Raw genomic sequence first — 22,359 nt, 5'->3', positions numbered from 1 at the left:
ACACGGACCCGACCGCCACGAGATCCTGGAATCGAGTCCGTGCTACCTCGATCAAAGCCGGACAGTTGGGGGGAATCCCCTATCGAACACCCTCTGAGAGGGTGTGCGCACCACGACCCTCCGGAGGTACGCATGGACCAGCCGCTGCTCACCCGGGACCGCACCCCGCTGCCCACGCACGTCGACGGCCTGCGCGCCCACGTCGGTGAGGACGGCGTCGCCGTGCTGGAGTTCGCCCGACCGCACCGCCGCAACGCCGTCACACTGGCCATCTGGCAGGCGCTGCCCGACGTACTGGCCCGGATCGCCGGGCAGCCGGGCGTGCGCGTCCTGCTGGTCACCGGCGCGGACGGGACGTTCAGCGCCGGCGCGGACATCGACGAGCTCGCCGGGGTCTACGGCGACCCGGACAGCGCCGACGGGTACCACGCGGTCAACGTCGCCGCCGAGGAGGCGCTGGCCGCCTTCCCGCACCCGACGATCGCGGTGGTGCACGGCGCCTGCGTCGGCGGCGGCTGCCAGCTGGCCGTCGCCTGCGACCTGCGGTTCGTCGCGGACGACGCCCGGATGGGCATCACCCCGGCCAAGCTCGGGGTGGTCTACCCGGCGGTGCCGACCCTGCGGCTGGCCCGGCTGGTCGGCCCCTCCCGGGCCAAGTACCTGCTGTTCTCCGGCGAGTTGGTGCAGGGCCCGCGCACCGCGGTGATCGGTCTGGCCGACCGGGTGCTGCCGGCCGACCAGTTGGACGAGAACGCGCTGGCGTTCGCCCGGCTGCTGACCCGCCGCTCGCCGCAGACCATCGGCGCCGTCAAGGCCGCGCTGGCCGTCCCGCCGGAGCAGGCGGCGCAGGCCCTGGCACCCTGGGAGCGCCGCTCCCGGGAGGCCTCCGACGTGCACGAGGGGCTCGCCGCGTTCCTGGAGGGCCGTCCGCCCCGCTTCTGAGGGGGCCGTGCCCGCCCCGGGGGTCCGGGGAGGCCGGGGGCGGTCCGGGGGCGCGGCGCCCGGGCCCCGTACGATCGTCCGACCGGCCCCGTGCCGTCGACCAGCCCCCGCCACCGCCCGGAGCCGCACCCCCATGACCGAGGCCATGACCGCCCCCACCAGCCGCACGGTGTGGGCCCGCCGGATCACGGACGGCGTCGAGCCGAAGAACGTGATCATCGCGATGCTCCCGCTGCTCGGCGGCGTCCGCCACGGCTGGACGGGCCTCGCCTGGGCGGCCTTCGCGGCGCTGTTCGCGGCCGTCATCCCGACGATGTTCATCCGGCGCGGCATCCGCAGGGGCACCCTGGAGGACCGCCACGTCGGCCACCGGCAGCGCCGGCTGACCGTCATCCCGTTCATCATGGGCTCGGTGCTGACCAGCTTCGCGGTGATGCTGTGGCTGGACGCCCCGGCCGACCTGACCGCGGTGGTGCTGGCGATGTTCGCCTCGCTGGTCCCGATCCTGGTGATCACCGTCTGGTGGAAGGTCTCCGTGCACACCGCGGTCGCCAGCGGCGCGGTGGTCTGCCTCGGGATCGGACTCGGCCCGCTGTGGCTGCTGCTCTACCCGCTGGTGGTGCTGATCGGGTGGTCCCGGGTGGTGCTGCGGGACCACACCACCGCGCAGACGATCGTCGGCGCGGTGGTCGGCGCGCTCACCGCGGGGCTCACCTTCTGGGCCGCCCGCTAGGGCTTGTCCGACAACTCCCAGGACACTCCCCGGGGCGCGCCCACGCCCGTCCGCCGGGGTCAGCGGATCGGCATCCCGGAGATCGCCCGGGCGATGACCAGGCGCTGGATCTCGCTGGTCCCCTCGAAGATCGAGTAGATCGCGCTGTCCCGGTGCATCCGCTCCACCGGGTACTCCCGGGTGAAGCCGTTGCCGCCGAGGATCTGCATCGCCTGCGCGGTGACCCACTTGGCCGTCTCGCCCGCGTACAGCTTCGACATCGAGCCCTCCGCCGCGGTGAACGGCTGGTTGGTCGCCGCCATCCAGGAGGCCCGCCACACCAGCATGCGGGCGGCGTCGATGCGGGTCCTCATGTCGGCGAGCTGGAAGGCCACGCCCTGGTTGTCGATGATCGGGCGGCCGAACTGCTCGCGGGTCTTCGCGTAGTCCAGCGCCACCTCGTACGCGGCCCGGGCGATGCCGATCGCCTGCGCGCCGACGGCCGGGCGGGAGGCCTCGAAGGTGGCCATCGCCGCGTTGCCCCGGGCGCCGGAGCGCTTGACGCCCTCGCGGGCCCGGGCCAGCCGCTCGTCCAGCTTCTCCTTGCCGCCGAGCAGGCAGCCGCCCGGCACCCGGACGCCGTCCAGCACGACCTCGGCGGTGTGCGAGGCGCGGATGCCGTGCTTCTTGAACTTCTGGCCCTGGCTCAGTCCCGGGGTGCCCGGCGGGACGACGAAGGAGGCCTGCCCCTTGGCGCCGAGCGCCGGGTCGACGGTGGCGACCACGACGTGGACGGCGGCGATCCCGCCGTTGGTGGCCCAGGTCTTGGTGCCGTTCAGCACCCACTCGTCCTTGGCCTCGTCGTACACCGCCCGGGTGCGCAGCGCCGAGACGTCCGAGCCGGCGTCCGGCTCGGAGGAGCAGAACGCGGCGACCTTGAGGTCGTCCGGGGTGCCGAACATCTGCGGGGTCCAGGTGCCGATCTGCTCGTCGGTGCCGTTCGCGAGCACCGCGACGGCGGCGAGGGTGGTGCCGACGATGGAGAGCCCGATGCCGGCGTCGCCCCAGAACAGCTCCTCCATGGCGATCGGGATGCCGACGCCGGAGGGGTCGAAGTACTGCTGGGCGTAGAAGTCCAGGGAGTAGATGCCCAGCTTGGCGGCCTCCTGGATGACCGGCCAGGGGGTCTCCTCGCGCTCGTCCCACTCGGCCGCGGCGGGTCGGATGACGTCGGCGGCGAAGCCGTGCAGCCAGTCGCGTACGGCGAGCTGGTCCGCGCCCGGGTCCAGTGAGAACGTGCTGCTCATGGTGCTTGCCTCCGAAGAAGGGGTGCGGCCGACCGGGGTGTTACCTGGGGTAACATCGTCGGAGTCTGCTACTGATTGGTAACCGGTGTCAACGCCCAGGCCGACCCCAACCCGAGGAGCAGCGCATGTCCCGAGAGCCCCGCCGCGAGCAACTGCTCAACGCCGCCGACCGGGTCGTCCAGCGCGAGGGGCCGAGCGCCAGCATGAACGCCATCGCCGCCGAGGCCGGCATCACCAAGCCGATCCTCTACCGCCACTTCGGCGACCGGAACGGCCTGATCCGGGCCCTGACCGAACGCCACACCGGCGGACTGCTCGCCGCCGTCCGGGCCGCCCTCGCCGAACCGCTCGAACGCCGCGACCGCGTCGAACACGTCCTGGACACCTACCTGGCCGGCATCGAGGCCCGCCCGCAGGTCTACCGGCTGCTCACCCACCCCGAACCCGGCGACCCGAGCGGCGCCGGCAACGCCCTCGCCCCCGCGCTGCGGCAGATCGCCGAGGAGATCACCCGCGCCGTGCAGAACCAGGTCGACCTCGGCGCCGACCGCGACCTGCTCGCCGAGGCCTGGGGCCGCGGCATCACCGGCATGGTGCTGGCCGCCGGCGACTGGTGGCTGGAGACCAGACCCTGCAGCCGCACCCGCATGGTGCAGGCCCTCGCCGACCTGCTCTGGGGCCGCCTCGCCGCCGCCGCCGACCTGCCCACCGCCGTCCTGCCGGCCGCCCCCGCCGCCCCCGCCGAGCCGGCCGCGCCGGACACCGACTGAACTCCCTTACCGCGCAAGCCCCTTCCGCAGCACGACCGATGCGCGCACGACCCTTGTGCGGCGCGCGCCGCCCCGGGCATCATCGGGCCCCCAGCCCCCCGCCGTGCGAGGTCCCCGATGCGCCTGCGCCGCACCGCCGCCGCCCTGCTGCTCGCCGCCACCGCCGTCCTCACCACCACCCCGGCCCACGCCACCCCGGCCCTCGGCGACCGGTCCCTCGGCGGCCCGTCCCTGGGCACGCCGGCGCGCCACCCCGTCGGGACGGCGACCGGCCCCGACGGCCGCACCTCGCTCACCGACTCCCGAGGCCGCCGGCTCCAGCTGCGCGGCTTCAACCTGGACAAGTACGCCGAGGCCACCGAGGCCGACGTCCGCGACGTCGCCGCCCAGGGCTTCACGCTGATCCGGGTCGCGGTCTCCTGGACGCGGTTGGAGCCCACCCGCGGCCGCCTCGACCCGGGCGAGCTGCGCCGCCTGGACCGGCTCCTCGGCTGGGCCGACCGGTACGGACTGCTCGCCCTGGTCGACTTCCACCAGGACGTCTACGGGCCGAAGTTCGGCGGCGGCGACCGCGGCATCCCGGTCTGGGCCACCCGGGACGACGGACTGCCCTTCACCCCCGACCCCGACGACTGGTTCGCCGGCTACTTCCAGCCCGCCGTCCAGGCCGCCTTCCGGCACCTCTACGACGACCCCGACCTGCGCACCTGGCAGGCCGACTTCTACACCCGGCTCGCCCGTGAACTGCGCGGCCACCGCTCGCTGCTGGGCTACGACCTGTTCAACGAGCCGTTCGGCCCGGTGGACGGCGACCCGACCGATCCGGCGGTGCTCGCCGCCGCCTCCGCCGCCCTCGAACAGGGCCGGCTCGCCGACATGTACCGCCGCCTGATCACCGCCGTCCGCCGGGTCGACACCCGTGCCTGGCTGTTCGTCGAACCGACCGTCCTGGTCGGCCAGGGCGTGCCCACCCGCCTGCCCGGCTTCGACGACCCGCGCCCCGGCCCGCCCAGGCTCGGCTACGCACCGCACTTCTACGACACCGCGGTCGAGTCCGGCGCCGACTGGGACCCGTCCGGCGGCTTCGTCGAGCGCTACACCGCGGCGATCACCGACTACCCCGCCGCCCACCGCCTGCCCGTCCTGGTCGGCGAGTGGGGCCCGCCGGACTCCCACCGGCCCGGCAACACCGAGCTGGTCCGCCGGCAGGTCGCCGCCATGGACGGCTTCGCCGAGGGCTGGACCATGTGGTACTGGTGCCGCGGCACCGGCGGCTACTGCGCGCTCGACCCGGCCGGCCGCCCCGCCCCCGGCGACGAGCCCGCCTTCGGCCCCTACCCGGCCGCCGTCGCCGGCACCGACGTGCGCACCACCGGCGGCACCCTGCGCTGGCGCGCCGACGGCAGCCGCACCAGCAGCGAACTCGTGCTCCCCCCGGCGGCGTTCCCGCACGGCGCCGCCGTCACCGCCACCCCCGCCGGCGCCCGCGTCGAGGTCGAGCAGCCGGCCGGCGGGCGGGCCGGCACCGTCCGGGTCCGCCTGCCGCACGCCTCCCCGGGCACCCCGGTGACGGTGACGGTCACCGCGCGCTGACCGCCACCGGGGCCGCCCGGCCGGCGGTCAGGCCAGGCCCCGCCGGGCCAGCAGCGGGCCGGTCTCCGGCGCCCGGCCGACCACCGCGCGGAAGGACTCCAGCGGGTCCCGGCTGAAGCCGCGCGCCAACAGCTCGCGGCGGAACAGCTCGCCGCTCTCGCGCACCGGGCGGCCGTTGTCCTCGAACCACTGCACGGTGTCGGCGTCCAGCACCTCGGACCAGATGTAGGCGTAGTAGCCGGCGCTGTAGCCGCTGGAGAAGATGTGCTGGAAGTACGCCGTGCGGTAGCGCGGCGGGATCGCCGGCACCGCGATGCCGGCCTCGGCCAGCACCCGCGCCTCGAACTCCTCGGCGTCCGCGATCTCCACGCCCTGCGGCACGGTGTGCCAGGCCCAGTCCAGCAGGGTCGCCGCCAGGTACTCCACCGTCCGGAAGCCCTGACCGAAGCCCTCGGCGGCCGCCATCCGCTCGACCAGCTCCGCCGGCAGCGGCTCCCCGGTCTCGTGGTGGCGCGCGTAGGCGGCCAGCACCTCCGGCCGGACCATCCACATCTCGTTGACCTGCGAGGGGAACTCGACGAAGTCCCGGGGCACCGAGGTGCCCGAGAACAGCGGGTAGCGCACGTCCGAGAACAGCCCGTGCAGGGCGTGGCCGAACTCGTGGAAGAGCGTGCGCACCTCGTCCCAGCTCAGCAGCACCGGCTCGCCCGGCGCCGGGCTCGGGATGTTCAGGTTGTTGAGCACCACCGGGCGCCGGCCGGTCAGGCCGGCCTGCGCCACCAGGTCGTCCATCCAGGCGCCGCCGCGCTTGGACGCCCGGGCGTGGAAGTCGCCGATGAACAGGCCCAGCGGGGCGCCGTCCTCCTCGAACACCTCGAAGACCCGGGCCTCGGGGTGGTACGCCGTCAGGTCCGACCGCTCGGTGAAGGTCAGCCCGTACGCCAGCCGCGCCGCGTGGAACACGCCGTCCCGCAGCACCCGCTCCAGCTCGAAGTAGGGGCGCAGCGCCGCCGCGTCCACCTGGTAGGCGCCCTGCCGGACCTTCTCCGAGTAGTACGCCCAGTCGTGCGCGGCGATCTCCTCGACGCCGTCCGCGGCCGCCACCTTGGCCAGCTCGGCGGCCTCCCGGCGCGCGTTGGCCACCGCCGGCTCCACCAGCCGGGCCAGCAGCCCGGAGACCGCCTCCACCGTGCCCGCCGTCTCGTCCTCGACCACGTATGCGGCGTGGCTCGGGTGGCCCAGCAGCGCGGCCCGCTCGGCGCGCAGCGCGGACATCCGGATCGCCAGCGGCCCGTTCGCCTCGACGGCCCGTCCGACCGAGGCGGCCAGCAGCCGCTCGCGCACCGAGCGGTCCGTGAGCACGGCCAGTTCGGGCTGACCCGAGGTGTTCTTCAGGCTCAGCACGAAACGGCCCTCGTGGCCCAGCACCCGGGCGTTCTCCGCGGCGGCGGCGACCGCGTCCGCGGACAGCCCGTCCAGCTCCTCGGCGGAGTCCACCACCAGCGCGGCGGCCCTGGTCGCCGCGTTCACGTTCTGCTGGAACGTCGTGGCGAGCGCGGCCAGTTCGGCGTTCAGCTCGCGCAGCCGGTCCTGCTCGGCCCCGCCCAGCCGGGCGCCGGAGCGGACGAAGCGGGTGTGCCGGCGCTCCAGCAGCCGCAGCGACTCCGGGTCCAGGCCCAGCTCGGCGCGGCGCCCGTACAGCTCCTCGATCCGGGCGAACAGCGCCCGGTCCAGGTGGATCGCGTCGTGGTGGGCGGCCAGCAGCGGGCTGACCTCGGCGTCCACCGCGTCGATCAGGTCGGTGGTGTCGGAGGCCGACTGGTTGCGGAACACGGCGTCCACCCGGCGCAGCACGTCCCCGGAGCGCTCCAGCGCGACCAGCGTGTTGTCGAAGGTCGGCGGCTGCGGATCGGCGGTGATCGCGGCGATCTCGGCCAACTGCTCGGCCATCCCCCGCCGGTAGGCGGGCAGGTAGTGCTCCTCGCGGATCTCGGCGAAGGGCGGCAGCTCGTAGACCAGGGTGCTGGCCTCGAAGAACGGGTTCACGGTCATTTCGCCGACCCTACGCCGTGTCACCCACCCTGCCTATGCGGCCCGGCCCCGGTTGTCCGACCCACCCGTTAACGTCGAGGTCGCGCACCCGTAGACCCGCACACCCGTGCCCGTACCCGCACGCCCGACCAGCGCGCCGGAGAGGAGACCCCCGTGGCACCCAGGACCGCCCTCGCCCCCGATCCGCACGGCCCCGGCGGCCGGCTCCAGCCGCTCGACGACTCCGGCGCCCCGCTCGGCCCGCCCGAGGCCGTCCCCGACCTCGCCGCCGCCGTCGCCGACCGCGAGGCCGACGGGCACCCGCGCTGGGTCTGGGCCGCCACCGACGCCGCCTACGCCCCGCTGCTTCCCCGGCTGGAGTCCCGTCTCGCCCGCTGCCACGACCTGCGGCTCACCGAGGCGCTGCTGCTCGGCCACGAGGGCCGGTTCGGCGCGCCCCGCTCGCTCGGCGCCGCCTGGTCCCGGCTGCGCGGCCTGCCCGTCCCGGACGACCTGCCCGAGCCCGGCTCCGCCGAGTCCGACGGCGGCCAGGACACCCTGTTCGCCCCCGACCGGCTGCAACTGCCGCCCGGCGCCGACCCACTGGCCGCCGTCGTGGCCGTCCACGCGGAGCAGCAGCGCCGGCTCGCCGCGATCGCCGACCCGGCCGCCCGGCAGCGGTTCCGGCTGCTGGTCGCCGCCGAGTCGGCCGGCGCGCTGGTGGCCGCCGAGATGGCCCACGACGGGCTGCCCTGGCGCGGCGACGTCCACGACCGGCTGCTCACCGAACTGCTCGGCCCCCGCCCGGCCGTCCCGGGCACCCAGCCGAAGCTGCTCGCCGACCTCGGCGCCCGGCTCCAACAGGCCCTCGGCGGGCGCCCGTTCAACCCCGACTCGCACACCCAGGTGCTGCGCGCCTTCGCCGAACAGGGCGTCCAGCTCGGCTCCACCCGCTCCTGGGAGCTCAAGGGCGTCGACCACCCGGCCGCCGCGCTGCTGATCCGGTACAAGGAGCTGTCCCGGATCCACGCCGCGCACGGCTGGGCCTGGCAGGACACCTGGGCCCGCGGCGGCCGCTTCCGGCCCGAGTACGTGGTCGGCGGCGTGGTCTCCGGGCGCTGGGCCAGCCGCGGCGGCGGCGCCCTGCAGATCCCGCGCATCCTGCGGCGCGCCGTCGTCGCCGACCCCGGCTGGCTGCTGGTCGTCGCCGACGCCGCCCAACTGGAGCCCCGGGTCCTCGCCGCCCTCTCCCGGGACGCCGGGCTGGCCCGCACCGCGGCCGGCGGCGACCTGTACGAGGCACTCGCCGCCAACGCCTTCCAGGGCGACCGCGACAAGGCCAAACTCGGCCTGCTCGGTGCCATGTACGGCCAGACCAGCGGCGACATCGGCCCGCTGCTGAACACCCTGCGCCGCCGCTACCCCGCCGCGATGGGCTACGTCGAAGCCGCCGCCCGCACCGGCGAGGACGGCGGCGTGGTCGCCTCCCGGCTCGGCCGGGTCTGCCCGCCCGCCTCGGCCGCCTTCCTCGACCTCACCGAGGCCGACACGGCCGGCGAGGCCGGCGGCCGGACGGCCCGCGCCCGCGGCCGCTTCACCCGCAACTTCGTCATCCAGGCCAGCGCCGCCGACTGGGCGCTCGCCCTGCTCGCGGCGCTGCGCCGCCGGCTCCACGACCTGCCCGCGACCGGCCCGGCCGACCGGCCGCACCTGGTGTTCTTCCAGCACGACGAGGTGATCGTGCACACCCCGGCCAACCTCGCCGACGAGGTCGTCGCCGCCGTCACCGAGGCCGCCGACGAGGCCCGCCGGCTCGTCTTCGGCGACACCCCGGTGCGGTTCCCGCTCACCACCGCGGTGGTGGACTGCTACGCCGACGCCAAGTAGCGGCGGGCGGCGGGCCGGCGCTCCCGCTGGCGTCCACGGCACCCGGCGGCGGGCGGCCGCCACCCGCGGCGGGCCGCTACAGCTTCCGGAAGGCCCGCGCGTCCTCCGCCGCCGCGACCACCTCGGCCAGCGCCGCGCCGGTCGAGGCGGTGACGACGGCCGCCACCGCGCCCTCCACGAACGGCGCGTCCACCAGGCGCACCCCCGGGCGCGGTTCGTCCTCCAGCACGGTGACGGCGGTCAGCACCGAACTGCCGAGGTCCGGCAGCACGACCACGCCCGCCCCGCCGTCGGCCTCGACGACGGCCCGCGCGATCAGGTCGTAGCTGGTGCCCAGGCCGCCGTCCTCCGTCCCGGCCGCGACCGCCACCCGCACGCCCTCCGGGGCGAGTTCGGCGAGCAGCTCGCGCAGTCCGGCGGCCAGCCGGGGGCTGTGCGAGACCAGGACGACGCCCACGTTTGCGCTCATGCCCGCGACCTTACGGCGGATCCCGCTGCTCCGGGAGGGTGACCGACACCCTGCGTGTCGCACCCCGTGCCGGGCACCCCCGTCTGGCGTAGCGTCGGGGCAGCAGCGTCCGCCGCACACGGCCCGTCGAAGCGTCCTGTCGGACACGCCCAAGGGAGCGAAGAGCGTTGAAGAAGCTGATCAACACCCCGGAGAGCGTCCTGGAGGACGCACTGGCCGGAGTCGCCGCGGCGCACCCCGAGCTGGCGGTGGACCTCGTCAACCGGGTGATCACCCGGGCCGCCCGCCCGGCCGGCCCCAAGGTCGCGCTGGTCTCCGGCGGCGGCTCCGGCCACGAGCCGCTGCACGGCGGCTTCGTCGGCCCCGGCATGCTGGACGCGGCCTGCCCCGGCGAGGTCTTCACCTCCCCCGTCCCGGACCAGGTGCTGGCCGCGGCGAAGGCGGTGGAGAACGGCGGCGGCGTGGTCCTCGTCGTGAAGAACTACACCGGCGACGTGATGAACTTCGAGCTGGCCGCCGAACTCGCCGCCGAGGAGGGCCTGGAGGTCCGCACCGTCCTGGTCGACGACGACGTCGCGGTCGAGGACTCCACCTGGACGGCCGGGCGCCGCGGCACCGGGGCCACCGTGCTGGTCGAGAAGACCGCGGGCGCGCTGGCCGAGCGGGGCGCCCCGCTCGACGAGGTGGCCGCCCTGGGCCGGCGGGTCAACGCCGCCTCCCGCTCCTTCGCCGTCGCGCTCACCGCGGCGACCGTCCCGGCGGCCGGCAAGCCCGGGTTCGACCTGCCCGAGGACGAGATCGAGGTCGGCGTCGGCATCCACGGCGAGCCCGGCCGCCGCCGCGAACGGCTCCGCCCGGTCCGCGAGCTGGCCGCCGAGGTGGTCGACACCATCCTCGCCGACCACCACCTGGCACCGGGGGACGAGGTGATCGCCCTGCTCAACGGCCTCGGCGGCACCCCGCTGCTGGAGCTGTACATCACCTACGGCGAGGTCGCCGCCCGGCTCGCCGAGCAGGGCATCACGGTGGCCCGCAGCCTGGTCGGCAACTACGTCACCAGCCTGGACATGGCCGGCTTCTCGCTCACCCTCACCAAGGCGGACCGGCAGCTGCTGGAGCTGTGGGACGCGCCCGTCGACACCCCCGCCCTCAAGCGGGCCTGACCGGAGGAGCAGGCATGGCCCCCATCGACCCGCCGTCCCCCGCACCGGACGCTCCGCACGCAGCACCGCCGGAAGCACCGCTGCCGGACACCGAGGTGCCCGGCACCCGGCTCCTCGACGCCCGGCTGGCCGAGGCCTGGATCCGCGCCGCCGCCGCGGCCGTCGAGGAGGAGCAGGCCCGGCTCACCGAGCTGGACTCCGCGATCGGCGACGGCGACCACGGCAGCAACCTCCGGCGGGGCTTCGCCGCCGCCCTGACCGCCCTCGACGGCCTCGAGCCGGCCGGCCCCGGCGCCGTCCTCACGAAGACCGGCAGCACGCTGATCTCCAAGGTCGGCGGTGCCTCCGGCCCGCTCTACGGCAAGGCCCTCCGGGCCGTCGGCGCCGCCCTGCCCGGGCCGGCCGGCCCGGCGGACGTGGCCGAGGCGCTGGCCGCCGGACTGGACGCCGTCCGCGCGCTCGGCAAGGCCGACCCCGGGGACAAGACCATCGTGGACGCCTACACCCCGGCGGTCGCCGCGTTCCGCGCCGCGGCCGCGGCCGGCGCCGCCCTCCCCGAGGCCGCCGAGGCCGCCGCGGTCGCCGCCGAACAGGGCGCCCGCGACACCGTTCCGTTGCGGGCCCGCAAGGGCCGCGCCTCCTACCTGGGCGAGCGCAGCATCGGCCACCAGGACCCGGGCGCCACCTCCACCGCCCTGCTGTTCCGGGCCCTCGCCGCCGTCAGCGCCGGCTGAGGGGCCACCCCGACGGGCCTCCGGGGCCGGGCCCTCCAGGCTCGGCCCCGACCGCGAGGCCCCGACCGCGAGGCCCAGCCCGCGAGGACCAGCCCGGGCGCGTCCGGAACGCCGGGCCCCCGGCGTCAGCCATCCGTCCGGGCGATCAACAGCAGCAGGGCGTCGTCCCGCAAGTCCCCGCCGGTGTGCGCCAGCAGGTCCGCGTACACCCGCCCGACCGCCGCCTCCAGCTCCCCGGCGGAGCCGCAGGCGCCGCGCACCAGCGGCCCGACCCGCTCCGCCAGCGGGTAGAACGCCCCGTCCTCGCGGTGCCGCGCCTCGACCACCCCGTCCGTGCAGAGCACCAGGACGTCCGCGGTCCCGAAGGGCTGTCCCCAGCTGGCCGGCTCCCCCGCGGCCAGCCGGCCGAGGCCGAGCGGCACCCACGGGTCCGGGGCGTCCAGCACGTGCGCCCGCCCGTCCCCGTCGACCCGGATGGGCGGGACGTGACCGTACTGCAGCAGCTCCATCACCCCGGGCGTGCGGAACTCCGCGAACAGCGCGGTGGTGAACTCCCCGTCCGGCACGTGCCGCTCGACGCTGGCCTCGACCCGGGCGGCGACGCCCCGCAGGCCGGACTCGTCGTACGCGGCCTCACGGAAGGCGCCCAGGACCACGGCCGCGGTCTGCACCGCGGCGAGGCCCTTGCCCCGGACGTCGCCGACCGCGACCCGGGTGCCGTGCGGGGTCTCCAGCACCGAGTAGAGGTCCCCGCCGATGCGCGAGGCGTCGGCCGCCGAGACGTACCGGACGGCCAGCCGCAGCGGCCCGACGACCGGCCCGGGCAGCTGCAGCAGCGCCCGCTGGGCGGCCTCGGCGACGGAGCTGACGGCCGCGAAGGCCGCGGCCCGCCGCATCCGGATCTTCGCGACCCAGGCGGAGAAGACGGTGAGCACCACGTAGCTGACCATCGCCCCGTAGAGGAAGCGCGCGTCGTTGATGTTGTCGACCTCGTCGTAGTGGCTGAGTCCGAAGACGGCCACCAGTCCGAGTGCGCAGACCGCGAGCAGTTCGCCCGGTCTGAGGGTGAGTGCGGCGACGGCGGGGACGACGGTCATCAGCGGGGCGAGGTACCGGTCCTTGCCGGAGAGCAGGTCGGCGAGCCCGACCAGCAGGACGGCGAGCAGCGCGGGCGAGGCCCGCCGCCAGAACGGCACGTCCTGGAGGTCGGTGGCCAGCAGGGCGCCGCGCCGACGGCCCGGTGGCAGTGCGGCCGCCGTGGGGGCCGAGGGCGACTGGGCGCGGCGGATCGGGAACACATATCGAACATAAGGGACGATCAGCACGCCCACCGCCCCACCCCTCCGCGAAATACCCCTGAGGGGTACGGTGGTCGCCAGAGTCAGAGCCCGGGCCGACGCCCGGGTCAGTGCACCCCCGGAGGCCCGGATGTCCAGCACCACCACCTACACCGTGACCGGCATGAGCTGCGGCCACTGCGAGAACGCGATCAGCCAGGAACTCACCGCCCTGGACGGCGTCACCGGGGTCGCCGCCGACGCCAAGGCCGGGACCGTGACGGTCTCCTCCCTCGCGCCGTTGGACGACGAGCAGGTCCGCACCGCGGTCGACGAGGCCGGTTACGAACTGGTCGGCCGCAGCGTCTGACCCCCGGTGCGGCGGGGCCCGGGCAGCGGACCCCGCCGCACACCCTTCCAAGGAGCTGATCCGCATGATCGAGGTGGGAGCATGACCGCCGCCGCACCCGGCATACAGGGCGCGGCCGGCACCGGGGCGCGCGAGCGCGTCGAACTGACGATCGGCGGGATGACCTGCGCCTCCTGCGCGGCCCGGATCGAGAAGAAGCTCAACCGGCTCGACGGCGTCGAGGCCACCGTCAACTTCGCCACCGAGAGGGCCCGGGTGGACTACGGCCCCGGGATCTCCCTCGAGGACCTGATCACCACCGTCGAACGCACCGGCTACACCGCCGAGCTCCCGCCGCCGCCGGCCCCCGCCGAGCCCGGGCCGACCCCCGCCGCCACGGCCGACCGCCCCGCGCCGGAACAGCCCGCCGGCCCCCTGCTCGACCGGCTGCTGACCAGCGCCGTCCTCAGCCTCCCGGTCGTGCTGCTCTCGATGGTCCCGGCCCTGCAGTTCACCAACTGGCAGTGGCTGGCCTTCGCGCTCACCGGCCCGGTCGTGGTGCACGGCGGCCTGCCGTTCCACCGCGCCGCCTGGACCAACCTCAAGCACGGCGCGGCGACGATGGACACCCTGGTCTCGCTCGGCACCCTGGCCGCCTTCGGCTGGTCGTTCTGGGCGCTGTTCTGGGGCCACGCCGGCCGGCCCGGGATGCACCACGACTTCTCGACCCCGATCGGCGGGGCCGACGCCTCCTCCACCCTCTACCTGGAGACGGCCGCCGCCGTCACCGTGCTCATCCTGCTCGGCCGCCACCTGGAGGCCCGCGCCAAGCGCCGGGCGGGAGCCGCCCTGCACGCCCTGCTCGACCTTGGGGCCAAGGACGTGGCCGTCCTGCGGGCCGGGCAGGAGGTGCGGATCCCGGTCGCGGAGCTCGCGGTGGGCGACCGGTTCGTGGTGCGCCCCGGGGAGAAGGTCGCCACCGACGGCACGGTGGTCGAGGGCGGCTCCGCCGTCGACGCCTCGATGCTGACCGGTGAGTCGGTGCCCGTGGAGGTCTCCGTCGGCGACGCGGTCACCGGTGCGACCGTCAACGCGGGCGGGCGGCTGGTCGTCGAGGCCACCAGGGTCGGCGCCGACACCCAGCTCGCCCGGATGGCCCGGCTGGTCGAGGACGCGCAGAACGGCAAGGCTGCCGCCCAGCGGCTCGCCGACCGCATCTCCGCCGTCTTCGTCCCGGTCGTCATCCTGATCGCGCTGGCCACCCTGGTCGGCCGGCTGCTGGCCACCGACAGCCCCACCGCGGCCTTCACGGCCGCCGTCGCGGTGCTGATCATCGCCTGCCCGTGCGCCCTCGGCCTGGCCACCCCGACCGCGCTCATGGTCGGCACCGGCCGCGGCGCCCAGCTCGGCATCCTGATCAAGGGCCCCGAGGTGCTGGAGAACACCCGCAAGGTCGACACCGTCGTCCTGGACAAGACCGGCACCGTCACCACCGGACGGATGACCCTGCTCGCCGTGCACACCGCCGAGGGCGTCACCGAGGCCGAGGCCCTGCGCCTGGCCGGCGCCCTGGAACACGCCTCCGAACACCCCATCGCCCGGGCCATCGCCACCGCCGCGGCCGAGCGCACCGGCGGCCTGCCGCCCGTCCAGGACTTCCGCAGCACACCCGGCCGGGGCGTGCGGGGAGTCGTCGAGGGCCGCCCGGTGACGGCCGGGCGGGCGGGGACGGCACCGCTGCCGCCGGCCCTGGAGCGGGCCAGGGCCGCGGCCGAGGCAGCGGGCCGCACCGCCGTCGTGGTGGGCTGGGACGGTGCGGCGCGGGCCGTGCTGGAGGTCGCCGACGCCGTCAAGCCGACCAGTGCCGAGGCGATCGCCCGGCTGCGGGCCCTGGGCCTGACGCCGGTGCTGCTGACCGGGGACAACCGCGCGGCCGCCGAGGCCGTCGCCGCCGAGGTCGGCATCGCCCCGGAGCACGTCATCGCCGAGGTCATGCCGCAGGACAAGGTGGACACCGTCCGCCGGCTGCAGGCCGAGGGCCGGGTCGTGGCCATGGTCGGCGACGGCGTCAACGACGCGGCCGCGCTCGCCCAGGCCGACCTCGGCCTGGCCATGGGCACCGGCGCCGACGCCGCCATCGAGGCCGGCGACCTCACCCTCGTCCGCGGGGACCTACGGGCCGCCGCCGACGCGATCCGGCTCTCCCGCCGCACGCTCGGCACCATCAGGGGCAACCTGTTCTGGGCGTTCGGCTACAACGTCGCGGCGATCCCGCTGGCCGCGGCCGGACTGCTCAACCCCGTGATCGCCGGGGCCGCGATGGCCTTCTCCTCGGTCTTCGTGGTCACCAACAGCCTGCGGCTGCGCCGCTTCCGGCCGTCCTGACGCACCCGCCGCACGCCGGAGGGGCCCGGACCGCCCGGTCCGGACCCCTCCCGCGGCAACGTGTCAGACAAGCCCTAGCGGCCGAGCAGCTCGCCGCCGTTGCAGTGCAGGATCTCGCCGGTGATGAAGCCGGCCTCGGGCGAGGCCAGGAAGTACACCGCCCCGGCGACCTCGCCGGTCTCGCCGATCCGACCGAGCAGGGTGCGGGCCGCCCGACGGGAGACCTCCGCCTCGTCCAGCCGGGGGCCGAAGAACTCGGTGCCGGCCACCGTCCCCGGCGCGACGATGTTGGCGGTGATGCCCGAGGTGCCCAGCTGGGCGGCCAGGAAGTGGTTCCAGGCGTGCAGCGAGGCCTTCGCCGCGCCGTACGAACCGGCCCCGCGCAGCGCGGCGATGGAGCTGATGGTGACGACCCGGCCGGCGCCCGGGGTGAGCCGGTCGCGGAGCGACTCGGTGAGCAGCACCACGGTCAGCACGTTGCGCTCGAAGTCGCCGCGCCAGCGCGCCAGCAGGGCGTGCGGCCCGCCGCCGATCACGGTCTCCCGGCTCCCGGCGTTGTTGACCAGGACGTCGATCCGCTCGGGCAGGTCGCCCAGCACGGCCTCGACGGCGTCGGGGTCGGCGAGGTCGCACACCAGGGGGGTGACGTTCGTCCCGAGGTCGGCCGCGGCCGCCTCGAGCACCTCGCGGCGGCGGCCCACGATCACGACCCGATCGCCCGCCTCGGCGAACCGCCGCGCGACCTCGTACCCGATTCCCGTGCCACCGCCGGTGACAACCACGTTCCTGGCCATCTGCGCACTCCCTCCCCAGTTCCGCCGCCACGCTGCGAGGGTGCGGGGCGGTCCGTACCGGAATGCCACGATTCCTATCACGCTCGGTTGCCGTGACTGCGGGGAGGGTGACGTAGCCCGCGCGGGATCGTGTGGTATGGGCCGGGCACGAGGCGCACACGGAGCGTGGCGAGAGGCAGCTCACACCCCCCGGGCGTAACTTCTCGCACCCTGATACGTCTTAGGTTGGTAGTGCGGCAGTTTCCCGGTGGGTGGAGACGCTACGAACGGCAACGCGTCCCCGCACCGCCACCGGCTGCCGCCGACGGGGCTCCGGCGGGCCCCGGGACGGTCGTCGACCATGACGACCTCGCGCACGGCGCCGGGGTTGTGACGGGCCAGGGACGCTTTGAGCGGCCGTCCCCGGTCACGGCCCGGCCCCGGAGTCGTGCGCCGTACGGTTCCGTCCCCGCGGGGACGCCGAAGGGCCCGGCCGCACGGTGCGGCCGGGCCCTTCCGGTTCTGCGTCAGCGCTCGCCGAGGGCGACGTAGTCGCGGATCTCGGTGCCCGTGTAGATCTGGCGCGGGCGGCCGATCCGGCTGGTCGGGTCGTTGATCATCTCGTGCCAGTGGGCGATCCAGCCCGGCAGCCGGCCGAGGGCGAACAGCACGGTGAACATGCTGGTCGGGAAGCCCATGGCGCGGTAGATCAGGCCGGTGTAGAAGTCCACGTTCGGGTAGAGCTTGCGCGAGACGAAGAAGTCGTCCTTGAGGGCGTGCTCCTCCAGCTTGAGCGCGATCTCCAGCAGCTCGTCGTTCTTGCCGAGCTGGGCGAGGACCTCGTGCGCGAGCAGCTTGACCTGCGCGGCGCGCGGGTCGAAGGCCTTGTAGACGCGGTGGCCGAAGCCCATCAGCTTGACGCCGGCCTCGCGGTTCTTGACCTTCGTGATGAAGGCGTCGACGTCACCGCCGTCCTTCTGGATGCTCTCCAGCATCTCCAGCACGGCCTGGTTGGCGCCGCCGTGCAGCGGGCCCCACAGGGCGGAGATGCCGGCCGAGATGGAGGCGAACAGGTTGGCGTGGCTGGAGCCGACCAGGCGCACGGTGGACGTCGAGCAGTTCTGCTCGTGGTCCGCGTGCAGGATGAGCAGCTTGTCCAGGGCGTTGACGATGACCGGGTTGAGCTCGTAGTCCTCGGCGGGCACCGCGAAGGTCATCCGCAGGAAGTTCTCGACGTAGCTCAGGTCGTTGCGCGGGTAGACGAAGGGCTGGCCCATCGCCTTCTTGTACGCGTACGCGGCGATCGTCGGCAGCTTGGCGAGCAGGCGGACGGTCGACAGGTGGCGCTGGTCCGCGTCGAACGGGTTGTGGCTCTCCGGGTAGAACGTGGACAGCGCGCCGACGACCGAGGACAGCATGGCCATCGGGTGGGCGTCCCGCGGGAAGCCCTGGAAGAAGCGCTTGACGTCCTCGTGCAGCAGGGTGTGCTGGGTGATCTCGCGGTTGAAGTCCGCCAGCTGGCCGGCGTTGGGGAGCTCACCGTTGATCAGGAGGTACGCGGTCTCGATGAAGCCGCCCTGTGCTGCGAGCTGCTCGATCGGGTAGCCGCGGTACCGCAGGATGCCGTTGTCGCCGTCCACGAAGGTGATCGCGGACTTGTACGCGGCGGTGTTACCGAAGCCGTTGTCCAGGGTGACCAGGCCGGTCTGCGGGAGCAGCTTCGAGATGTCGAAGCCGGCGTTGCCCGCAGTGCTCTCGACGACGGGGTACTCGTACTCGCCGTCCTGGTACCGCAGTACTACCGAGTTGTCGCTCACGTCTTCCTCACCGACGAAATGAATCCTCTTCCAAGGTGCCCTGACTGTCTCCACCATCCCCCATCTGGAGGACAGCCGCGCACCCGGGGTGGCCCGAAAGGGCCCGCCCCTACAAAACCTGCCGCCGCAGCCGGTACGAACCGGACAAGATCGGCACCACCCTAGGCTCTGCCGTAAATCTCTTCACGTCAAGAGAACATTAGAGGCAACCATCCCGTTGGATAATCATCCAGTTGCCAGCCGATGATCGAGCGCGGCATGCCGCCGACCTGCACTGACGGCCCGCACGGCCTGCGCGATCGCTTTCCGTGACCCGACCAGCACCACCAGTTTCCGCGCCCTGGTCACGGCGGTGTAGAGCAGATTTCGCTGGAGCATCGTCCAAGCGGACATAGTGACCGGAATCACCACGACCGGGTACTCGCTGCCCTGCGAGCGGTGGATCGTCACCGCGTACGCGTGGGCCAGCTCGTCCAGTTCGTCGAAGTCGTAGCCCACCTCCTCGTCCTCGTCGGTCAGCACCGTCAGCCGCTGGTCGTCCGCGCTGAGGGCGGTCACCACTCCCACTGTGCCGTTGAAGACGCCGTTCCGCCCCTTGTCGTAGTTGTTGCGGATCTGGGTGACCTTGTCCCCCACCCGGAACGTCCGCCCGCCGAAACGCCGTTCCGCCAGCCCCTCCCGGGCCGGCGTCACCGCCGCCTGCAGCAGGGTGTTCAGGTTCCCCGCCCCGGCCGGCCCCCGGTGCATCGGCGCCAGCACCTGGACGTCCCGGCGCGGATCGAAGCCGAACCGCTGCGGGATCCGGCGCGCGACCACGTCCACCGTCAGACCGGCCGCCCGCTCCGCGTCCTCCTCCACGAACAGGAAGAAGTCCGCCAGACCGTCCGTCAACGGCGGCTTCCCCTCGTTGATCCGGTGCGCGTTGGTCACCACCCCCGACTGCTGCGCCTGCCGGAAGATCCTGGTCAGCCGCACCGACGGGATCGGACCGTCCTGCGCCAGCAGGTCCCGCAGCACCTCACCGGCCCCCACCGACGGCAGCTGGTCCACGTCCCCCACGAACAGCAGGTGCGCACCCGGCGGCACCGCCTTGACCAGCTTGTTCGCCAGGATCAGGTCCAGCATCGAGGCCTCGTCCACCACCACCAGGTCCGCGTCCAGCGGGCGGTCCCGGTCGTAGGCGGCGTCCCCGCCCGGCTTGAGCTCCAGCAGCCGGTGCACCGTCGAGGCCTCCGCCCCGGTCAGCTCCGCCAGCCGCTTCGCCGCGCGCCCCGTCGGCGCCGCGAGCACCACCTTCGCCCGCTTCGCCAGCGCCAGCGCCACGATCGACTTCACCGTGAACGACTTGCCGCAGCCCGGACCCCCCGTCAGCACCGCGACCTTCTCGGTCAGCGCCAGCCGCACCGCCTGCTCCTGCTCCGGAGCGAGGTCCGCCCCGGTCCGCTTCGCCAGCCACTCCAGCGCCACCGGCCAGTCCACCGCACCGAACCACGGCATCCGGTCGGCGTCCGAACGCAGCAGCCGCAGCAACTGGTTGGCCAGCGAGATCTCCGCCCGGTGGAACGGCACCAGGTACACCGCGGTGATCGGCTCGCCCGCGTCCCCCGGCACCGACTCCCGCACCACCCCCTCCGCCGCCACCAGCTCCGCCAGGCACTCGATCACCAGCCCGACGTCCACCTGCAGCAGCTTCACGCCGTCCGCGATCAGACGCTCCTCGGGCAGGTAGCAGTGCCCCTGGTCGCTGCTCTGCGACAACGCGTACTGCAGCCCGGCCTTCACCCGCTCCGGACTGTCGTGCGGGATCCCCACCGCCTGGGCGATCCGGTCCGCCGTCAGGAACCCGATCCCCCACACGTCCGACGCCAGCCGGTACGGCTCGTTGCGCACCACCCCGATCGAGGCGTCGCCGCACTGCTTGTAGATCCGCACCGCCAGCGAGGTCGACACCCCCACCCCCTGCAGGAAGACCATCACCTCCTTGATGGCCTTCTGCTCCTCCCAGGCCGCCGCGATCTTCTTCGTCCGCTTCGGGCCCAGCCCGGGCACCTCGATCAGCCGCCCCGGCTCGTTCTCGATGACCTCCAGGGTGTCCACCCCGAACCGCTCCACGATCCGCTCCGCGAACCGCGGCCCGATCCCCTTGATCAGCCCCGAGCCCAGGTACCGCCGGATGCCCTGCACCGTCGCCGGCAGCACCGTGGTGTAGTTCTCCACCGTGAACTGCCGCCCGTACTGCGGGTGCGAACCCCACCGTCCGTGCAACCGCAGCGACTCGCCGACCTGCGCCCCCAGCAGCGCCCCGACCACCGTCAGCAGGTCGTTCGCCCCCCGTCCGGTGTCCACCCGGGCCACCGTGTAACCGGTCTCCTCGTTGGCGTACGTGATCCGCTCCAGCACGCCCTCGACCTGTGCGAGCTGGCGCGGCACCTCCTGCCCCGACTGCGCCTGCCTGGCCACCGGGACCCCCTTCGACCGGTACGGGTGGACCTTTCCGCTACGCACCGTACCGCCCGCCCCGGACACCCCCGAATCCGCGCCGGACGGCCCCCGCGGCCCTGCCGTGCAGCGCCCCCGCACAGGTGCCAGGCTGGGAGGGGCGGGGGGAGCGCCGACCGCGCCCGCACCCGCACGGGCCCGTCCGAGGAGCTGTGCCGCCATGCTCAACACCGCCTTCCGCCCCGGCTCCCCCGACTGGCTCGACCTCGGCAGCCCCGACACCGGGGCCTCCGTCGACTTCTACACCGCCCTGTTCGGCTGGACCTTCGACTCGGGCGGCCCCGAGGCCGGCGGCTACGGCTTCTTCCGGCTCGACGGCCGCACGGTCGCCGCGCTCGGCCCGCTCACCGAGGAGAGCGACCAGCCCGGCTGGACGGTCTACTTCGCCACCCCCGACGCCGACCGCACCACCGAACTCGTCGAACAGGCCGGCGGCCGCGTCCGGTTCGCCCCCTTCGACGTCTTCACCGCGGGCCGGATGGCCGGCTACGCCGACCCGACCGGCGCCGAGTTCTCGGTCTGGCAGCCGCACGACACCCGGGGCCTGGAGGCCGTCGACGACGAGGGCAGCCTCTGCTGGACCGAGTGCCACAGCGTCGACGCCGAACGCGCCAAGGCCTTCTACCGCGCCGTCTTCGGCTGGCAGGAACAGGACGTCCCGGTCGAGGGCCTCGTCTACACCGTCCTCACCCCGGCCGGCGGCGGCACCGAGGACGCCCACGGCGGCATCGTGCAACTCGACCCCGCGCGGACCGCCGCCGGCACCGCCTCCCATTGGCTCCCCTACTTCGAGGTCCCCAACGTCGACGCCAGCCTCGCCATCGCCGGCACCCTCGGCGCCACCGTGCGGATCCCCGCGTCGGACGTCCACGGCGTCGGCCGCCTCGCCCAGCTGGACGACCCGCACGGAGCCGCCTTCGCCGTCATCACCACCGCGAAGCCCGGGGAGTGACGGCAGATCACCCCCGAGAAGGGCCCTGAGGGGGTCCTGCGGGGGCTACCGGCCGGGGGTGCGGGTGAGGGGGCGGCCTATCCTCTGGTCATGACCGATCTGACGATCCGCCGGGCCACCGAAGACGACCTGCCGGCGGTGGTGGCGATGCTCGCCGACGACCCCCTGGGCGCCACCCGCGAGAGCCCCGACGACCTCACCCCGTACCGTGCCGCCCTCGCCCGCATCGACGGCGACCCGCACCAGCACCTGGTCGTCGCCGAACGCGCCGGCCGCACGGTCGGCACGCTCCAGCTGACCCTGGTCCCCGGCCTCTCCCGCAAGGGCTCCACCCGCGCGATCATCGAGGGCGTCCGCATCCACGCCGACGAGCGGGGCAGCGGCCTCGGCACCGACCTCATCCGCTGGGCCGTCGACCGATCCCGCGACCTCGGCGCCGACCTCGTCCAGCTCACCTCCGACGCCACCCGCACCGACGCCCACCGCTTCTACGAACGGCTCGGCTTCACCGCCTCCCACGTCGGCTTCAAGCTGCCGCTCTGAGCGCCCCGGGGCCGCGGAAAAGCATCGGAAAAGCAGAAAACCCCCGCCGGATGCCCGGCGGGGGTTTTCTCGAAGAATTGTTCGGCGGCGTCCTACTCTCCCACAGGGTCCCCCCTGCAGTACCATCGGCGCTGTGAGGCTTAGCTTCCGGGTTCG

At 74.4% G+C, this 22,359-nt stretch carries 18 protein-coding genes and 1 rRNA gene; 11 read left to right on the top strand and 8 right to left on the bottom strand.

The annotated features are described in order from the left end of the window. The first annotated feature begins 132 nt into the window (after positions 1-132). Together ACIRS1_RS38000 and ACIRS1_RS37995 are read left to right on the top strand one after the other, a co-directional pair. The gene (locus ACIRS1_RS38000; protein ID WP_402847206.1) at positions 133-942 is read left to right on the top strand and encodes an enoyl-CoA hydratase/isomerase family protein; all 810 of its coding nucleotides are present in this window, start codon (positions 133-135) and stop codon (positions 940-942) included. Between the two features lie 133 nt (positions 943-1,075). Then, positions 1,076-1,675 (top strand): hypothetical protein, encoded by a 600-nt coding sequence (locus tag ACIRS1_RS37995; protein ID WP_402847205.1) that lies wholly within the window; start codon positions 1,076-1,078, stop codon positions 1,673-1,675. A gap of 59 nt (positions 1,676-1,734) precedes the next feature. On the opposite strand, the gene ACIRS1_RS37990 is transcribed toward ACIRS1_RS37995, so the two are convergent. Continuing rightward, positions 1,735-2,961 (bottom strand): acyl-CoA dehydrogenase family protein, encoded by a 1,227-nt coding sequence (locus ACIRS1_RS37990; protein WP_402847203.1) that lies wholly within the window; start codon positions 2,959-2,961, stop codon positions 1,735-1,737. Positions 2,962-3,086: 125 nt separating this feature from the next. Between ACIRS1_RS37990 and ACIRS1_RS37985 the strand changes: the two genes are divergently transcribed. Then, positions 3,087-3,731 (top strand): TetR family transcriptional regulator, encoded by a 645-nt coding sequence (locus tag ACIRS1_RS37985; RefSeq protein WP_402847201.1) that lies wholly within the window; start codon positions 3,087-3,089, stop codon positions 3,729-3,731. Positions 3,732-3,848: 117 nt separating this feature from the next. Continuing rightward, positions 3,849-5,324: a cellulase family glycosylhydrolase gene (locus tag ACIRS1_RS37980; RefSeq protein WP_402847200.1), complete on the top strand. Its 1,476-nt coding sequence runs from the start codon at positions 3,849-3,851 to the stop codon at positions 5,322-5,324. A gap of 27 nt (positions 5,325-5,351) precedes the next feature. Here ACIRS1_RS37980 and ACIRS1_RS37975 read toward each other — a convergent pair whose 3' ends face one another. Beyond that, a complete protein-coding gene (locus ACIRS1_RS37975; protein WP_402847198.1) occupies positions 5,352-7,376 on the bottom strand; it encodes a M3 family metallopeptidase in 2,025 nt (674 codons plus the stop codon). A 153-nt stretch (positions 7,377-7,529) separates the two neighbouring features. Between ACIRS1_RS37975 and ACIRS1_RS37970 the strand changes: the two genes are divergently transcribed. Next, the gene (locus ACIRS1_RS37970; RefSeq protein WP_402847197.1) at positions 7,530-9,242 is read left to right on the top strand and encodes a bifunctional 3'-5' exonuclease/DNA polymerase; all 1,713 of its coding nucleotides are present in this window, start codon (positions 7,530-7,532) and stop codon (positions 9,240-9,242) included. Positions 9,243-9,318: 76 nt separating this feature from the next. On the opposite strand, the gene dhaM is transcribed toward ACIRS1_RS37970, so the two are convergent. Then, entirely contained in the window at positions 9,319-9,711 is a 393-nt protein-coding gene (gene dhaM, locus ACIRS1_RS37965) for a dihydroxyacetone kinase phosphoryl donor subunit DhaM (protein ID WP_402847196.1), read from the bottom strand. Between the two features lie 167 nt (positions 9,712-9,878). On the opposite strand from dhaM, the gene dhaK reads away from it, so the two are divergent. Further along, complete coding sequence (dhaK, locus tag ACIRS1_RS37960) at positions 9,879-10,874, top strand: dihydroxyacetone kinase subunit DhaK (protein ID WP_387906057.1); 996 nt, start codon at positions 9,879-9,881, stop codon at positions 10,872-10,874. A gap of 14 nt (positions 10,875-10,888) precedes the next feature. Beyond that, positions 10,889-11,608: a dihydroxyacetone kinase subunit DhaL gene (gene dhaL / locus ACIRS1_RS37955; RefSeq protein ID WP_402847194.1), complete on the top strand. Its 720-nt coding sequence runs from the start codon at positions 10,889-10,891 to the stop codon at positions 11,606-11,608. Positions 11,609-11,733: 125 nt separating this feature from the next. Here the strand turns inward: dhaL and ACIRS1_RS37950 are convergent, their stop codons facing one another. After that, entirely contained in the window at positions 11,734-12,939 is a 1,206-nt protein-coding gene (locus ACIRS1_RS37950) for a PP2C family protein-serine/threonine phosphatase (RefSeq protein WP_402847193.1), read from the bottom strand. A 97-nt stretch (positions 12,940-13,036) separates the two neighbouring features. Between ACIRS1_RS37950 and ACIRS1_RS37945 the strand changes: the two genes are divergently transcribed. Further along, positions 13,037-13,255 carry a heavy-metal-associated domain-containing protein gene (locus tag ACIRS1_RS37945; protein WP_360217051.1) on the top strand — a complete coding sequence of 73 codons (219 nt, stop codon included), beginning with the start codon at positions 13,037-13,039 and terminating at the stop codon, positions 13,253-13,255. 81 nt (positions 13,256-13,336) lie between these two features. Further along, a complete protein-coding gene (locus ACIRS1_RS37940) occupies positions 13,337-15,619 on the top strand; it encodes a heavy metal translocating P-type ATPase (protein WP_402847190.1) in 2,283 nt (760 codons plus the stop codon). Between the two features lie 74 nt (positions 15,620-15,693). Here the strand turns inward: ACIRS1_RS37940 and ACIRS1_RS37935 are convergent, their stop codons facing one another. The 3 genes from ACIRS1_RS37935 to ACIRS1_RS37925 form a co-directional block, all read right to left on the bottom strand. Next, on the bottom strand, positions 15,694-16,413 hold the full coding sequence (locus tag ACIRS1_RS37935) for an SDR family oxidoreductase (protein ID WP_360223210.1): 720 nt from the start codon (positions 16,411-16,413) through the stop codon (positions 15,694-15,696). 506 nt (positions 16,414-16,919) lie between these two features. After that, on the bottom strand, positions 16,920-18,209 hold the full coding sequence (locus tag ACIRS1_RS37930) for a citrate synthase (protein ID WP_360223213.1): 1,290 nt from the start codon (positions 18,207-18,209) through the stop codon (positions 16,920-16,922). A gap of 225 nt (positions 18,210-18,434) precedes the next feature. After that, entirely contained in the window at positions 18,435-20,669 is a 2,235-nt protein-coding gene (locus ACIRS1_RS37925; RefSeq protein WP_402847188.1) for an ATP-dependent RecD-like DNA helicase, read from the bottom strand. A gap of 199 nt (positions 20,670-20,868) precedes the next feature. Here ACIRS1_RS37925 and ACIRS1_RS37920 point away from each other — a divergent pair, with 199 nt between their 5' ends. Both ACIRS1_RS37920 and ACIRS1_RS37915 read left to right on the top strand, forming a co-directional pair. After that, positions 20,869-21,660 (top strand): VOC family protein, encoded by a 792-nt coding sequence (locus ACIRS1_RS37920; protein ID WP_360223219.1) that lies wholly within the window; start codon positions 20,869-20,871, stop codon positions 21,658-21,660. 90 nt (positions 21,661-21,750) lie between these two features. Beyond that, the gene (locus ACIRS1_RS37915) at positions 21,751-22,203 is read left to right on the top strand and encodes a GNAT family N-acetyltransferase (RefSeq protein ID WP_360223222.1); all 453 of its coding nucleotides are present in this window, start codon (positions 21,751-21,753) and stop codon (positions 22,201-22,203) included. Positions 22,204-22,282: 79 nt separating this feature from the next. Here the strand turns inward: ACIRS1_RS37915 and rrf are convergent. Continuing rightward, positions 22,283-22,359 (bottom strand): 5S ribosomal RNA (rrf, locus tag ACIRS1_RS37910); the annotation flags it as partial.

The sequence above is a fragment of the Kitasatospora sp. NPDC101176 genome, assembly GCF_044768035.1.
Lineage (GTDB): Bacteria > Actinomycetota > Actinomycetes > Streptomycetales > Streptomycetaceae > Kitasatospora.
The sequence above is the reverse complement of the archived record's forward strand: the minus strand, read 5'-3'. Positions and strand labels throughout refer to the sequence as shown.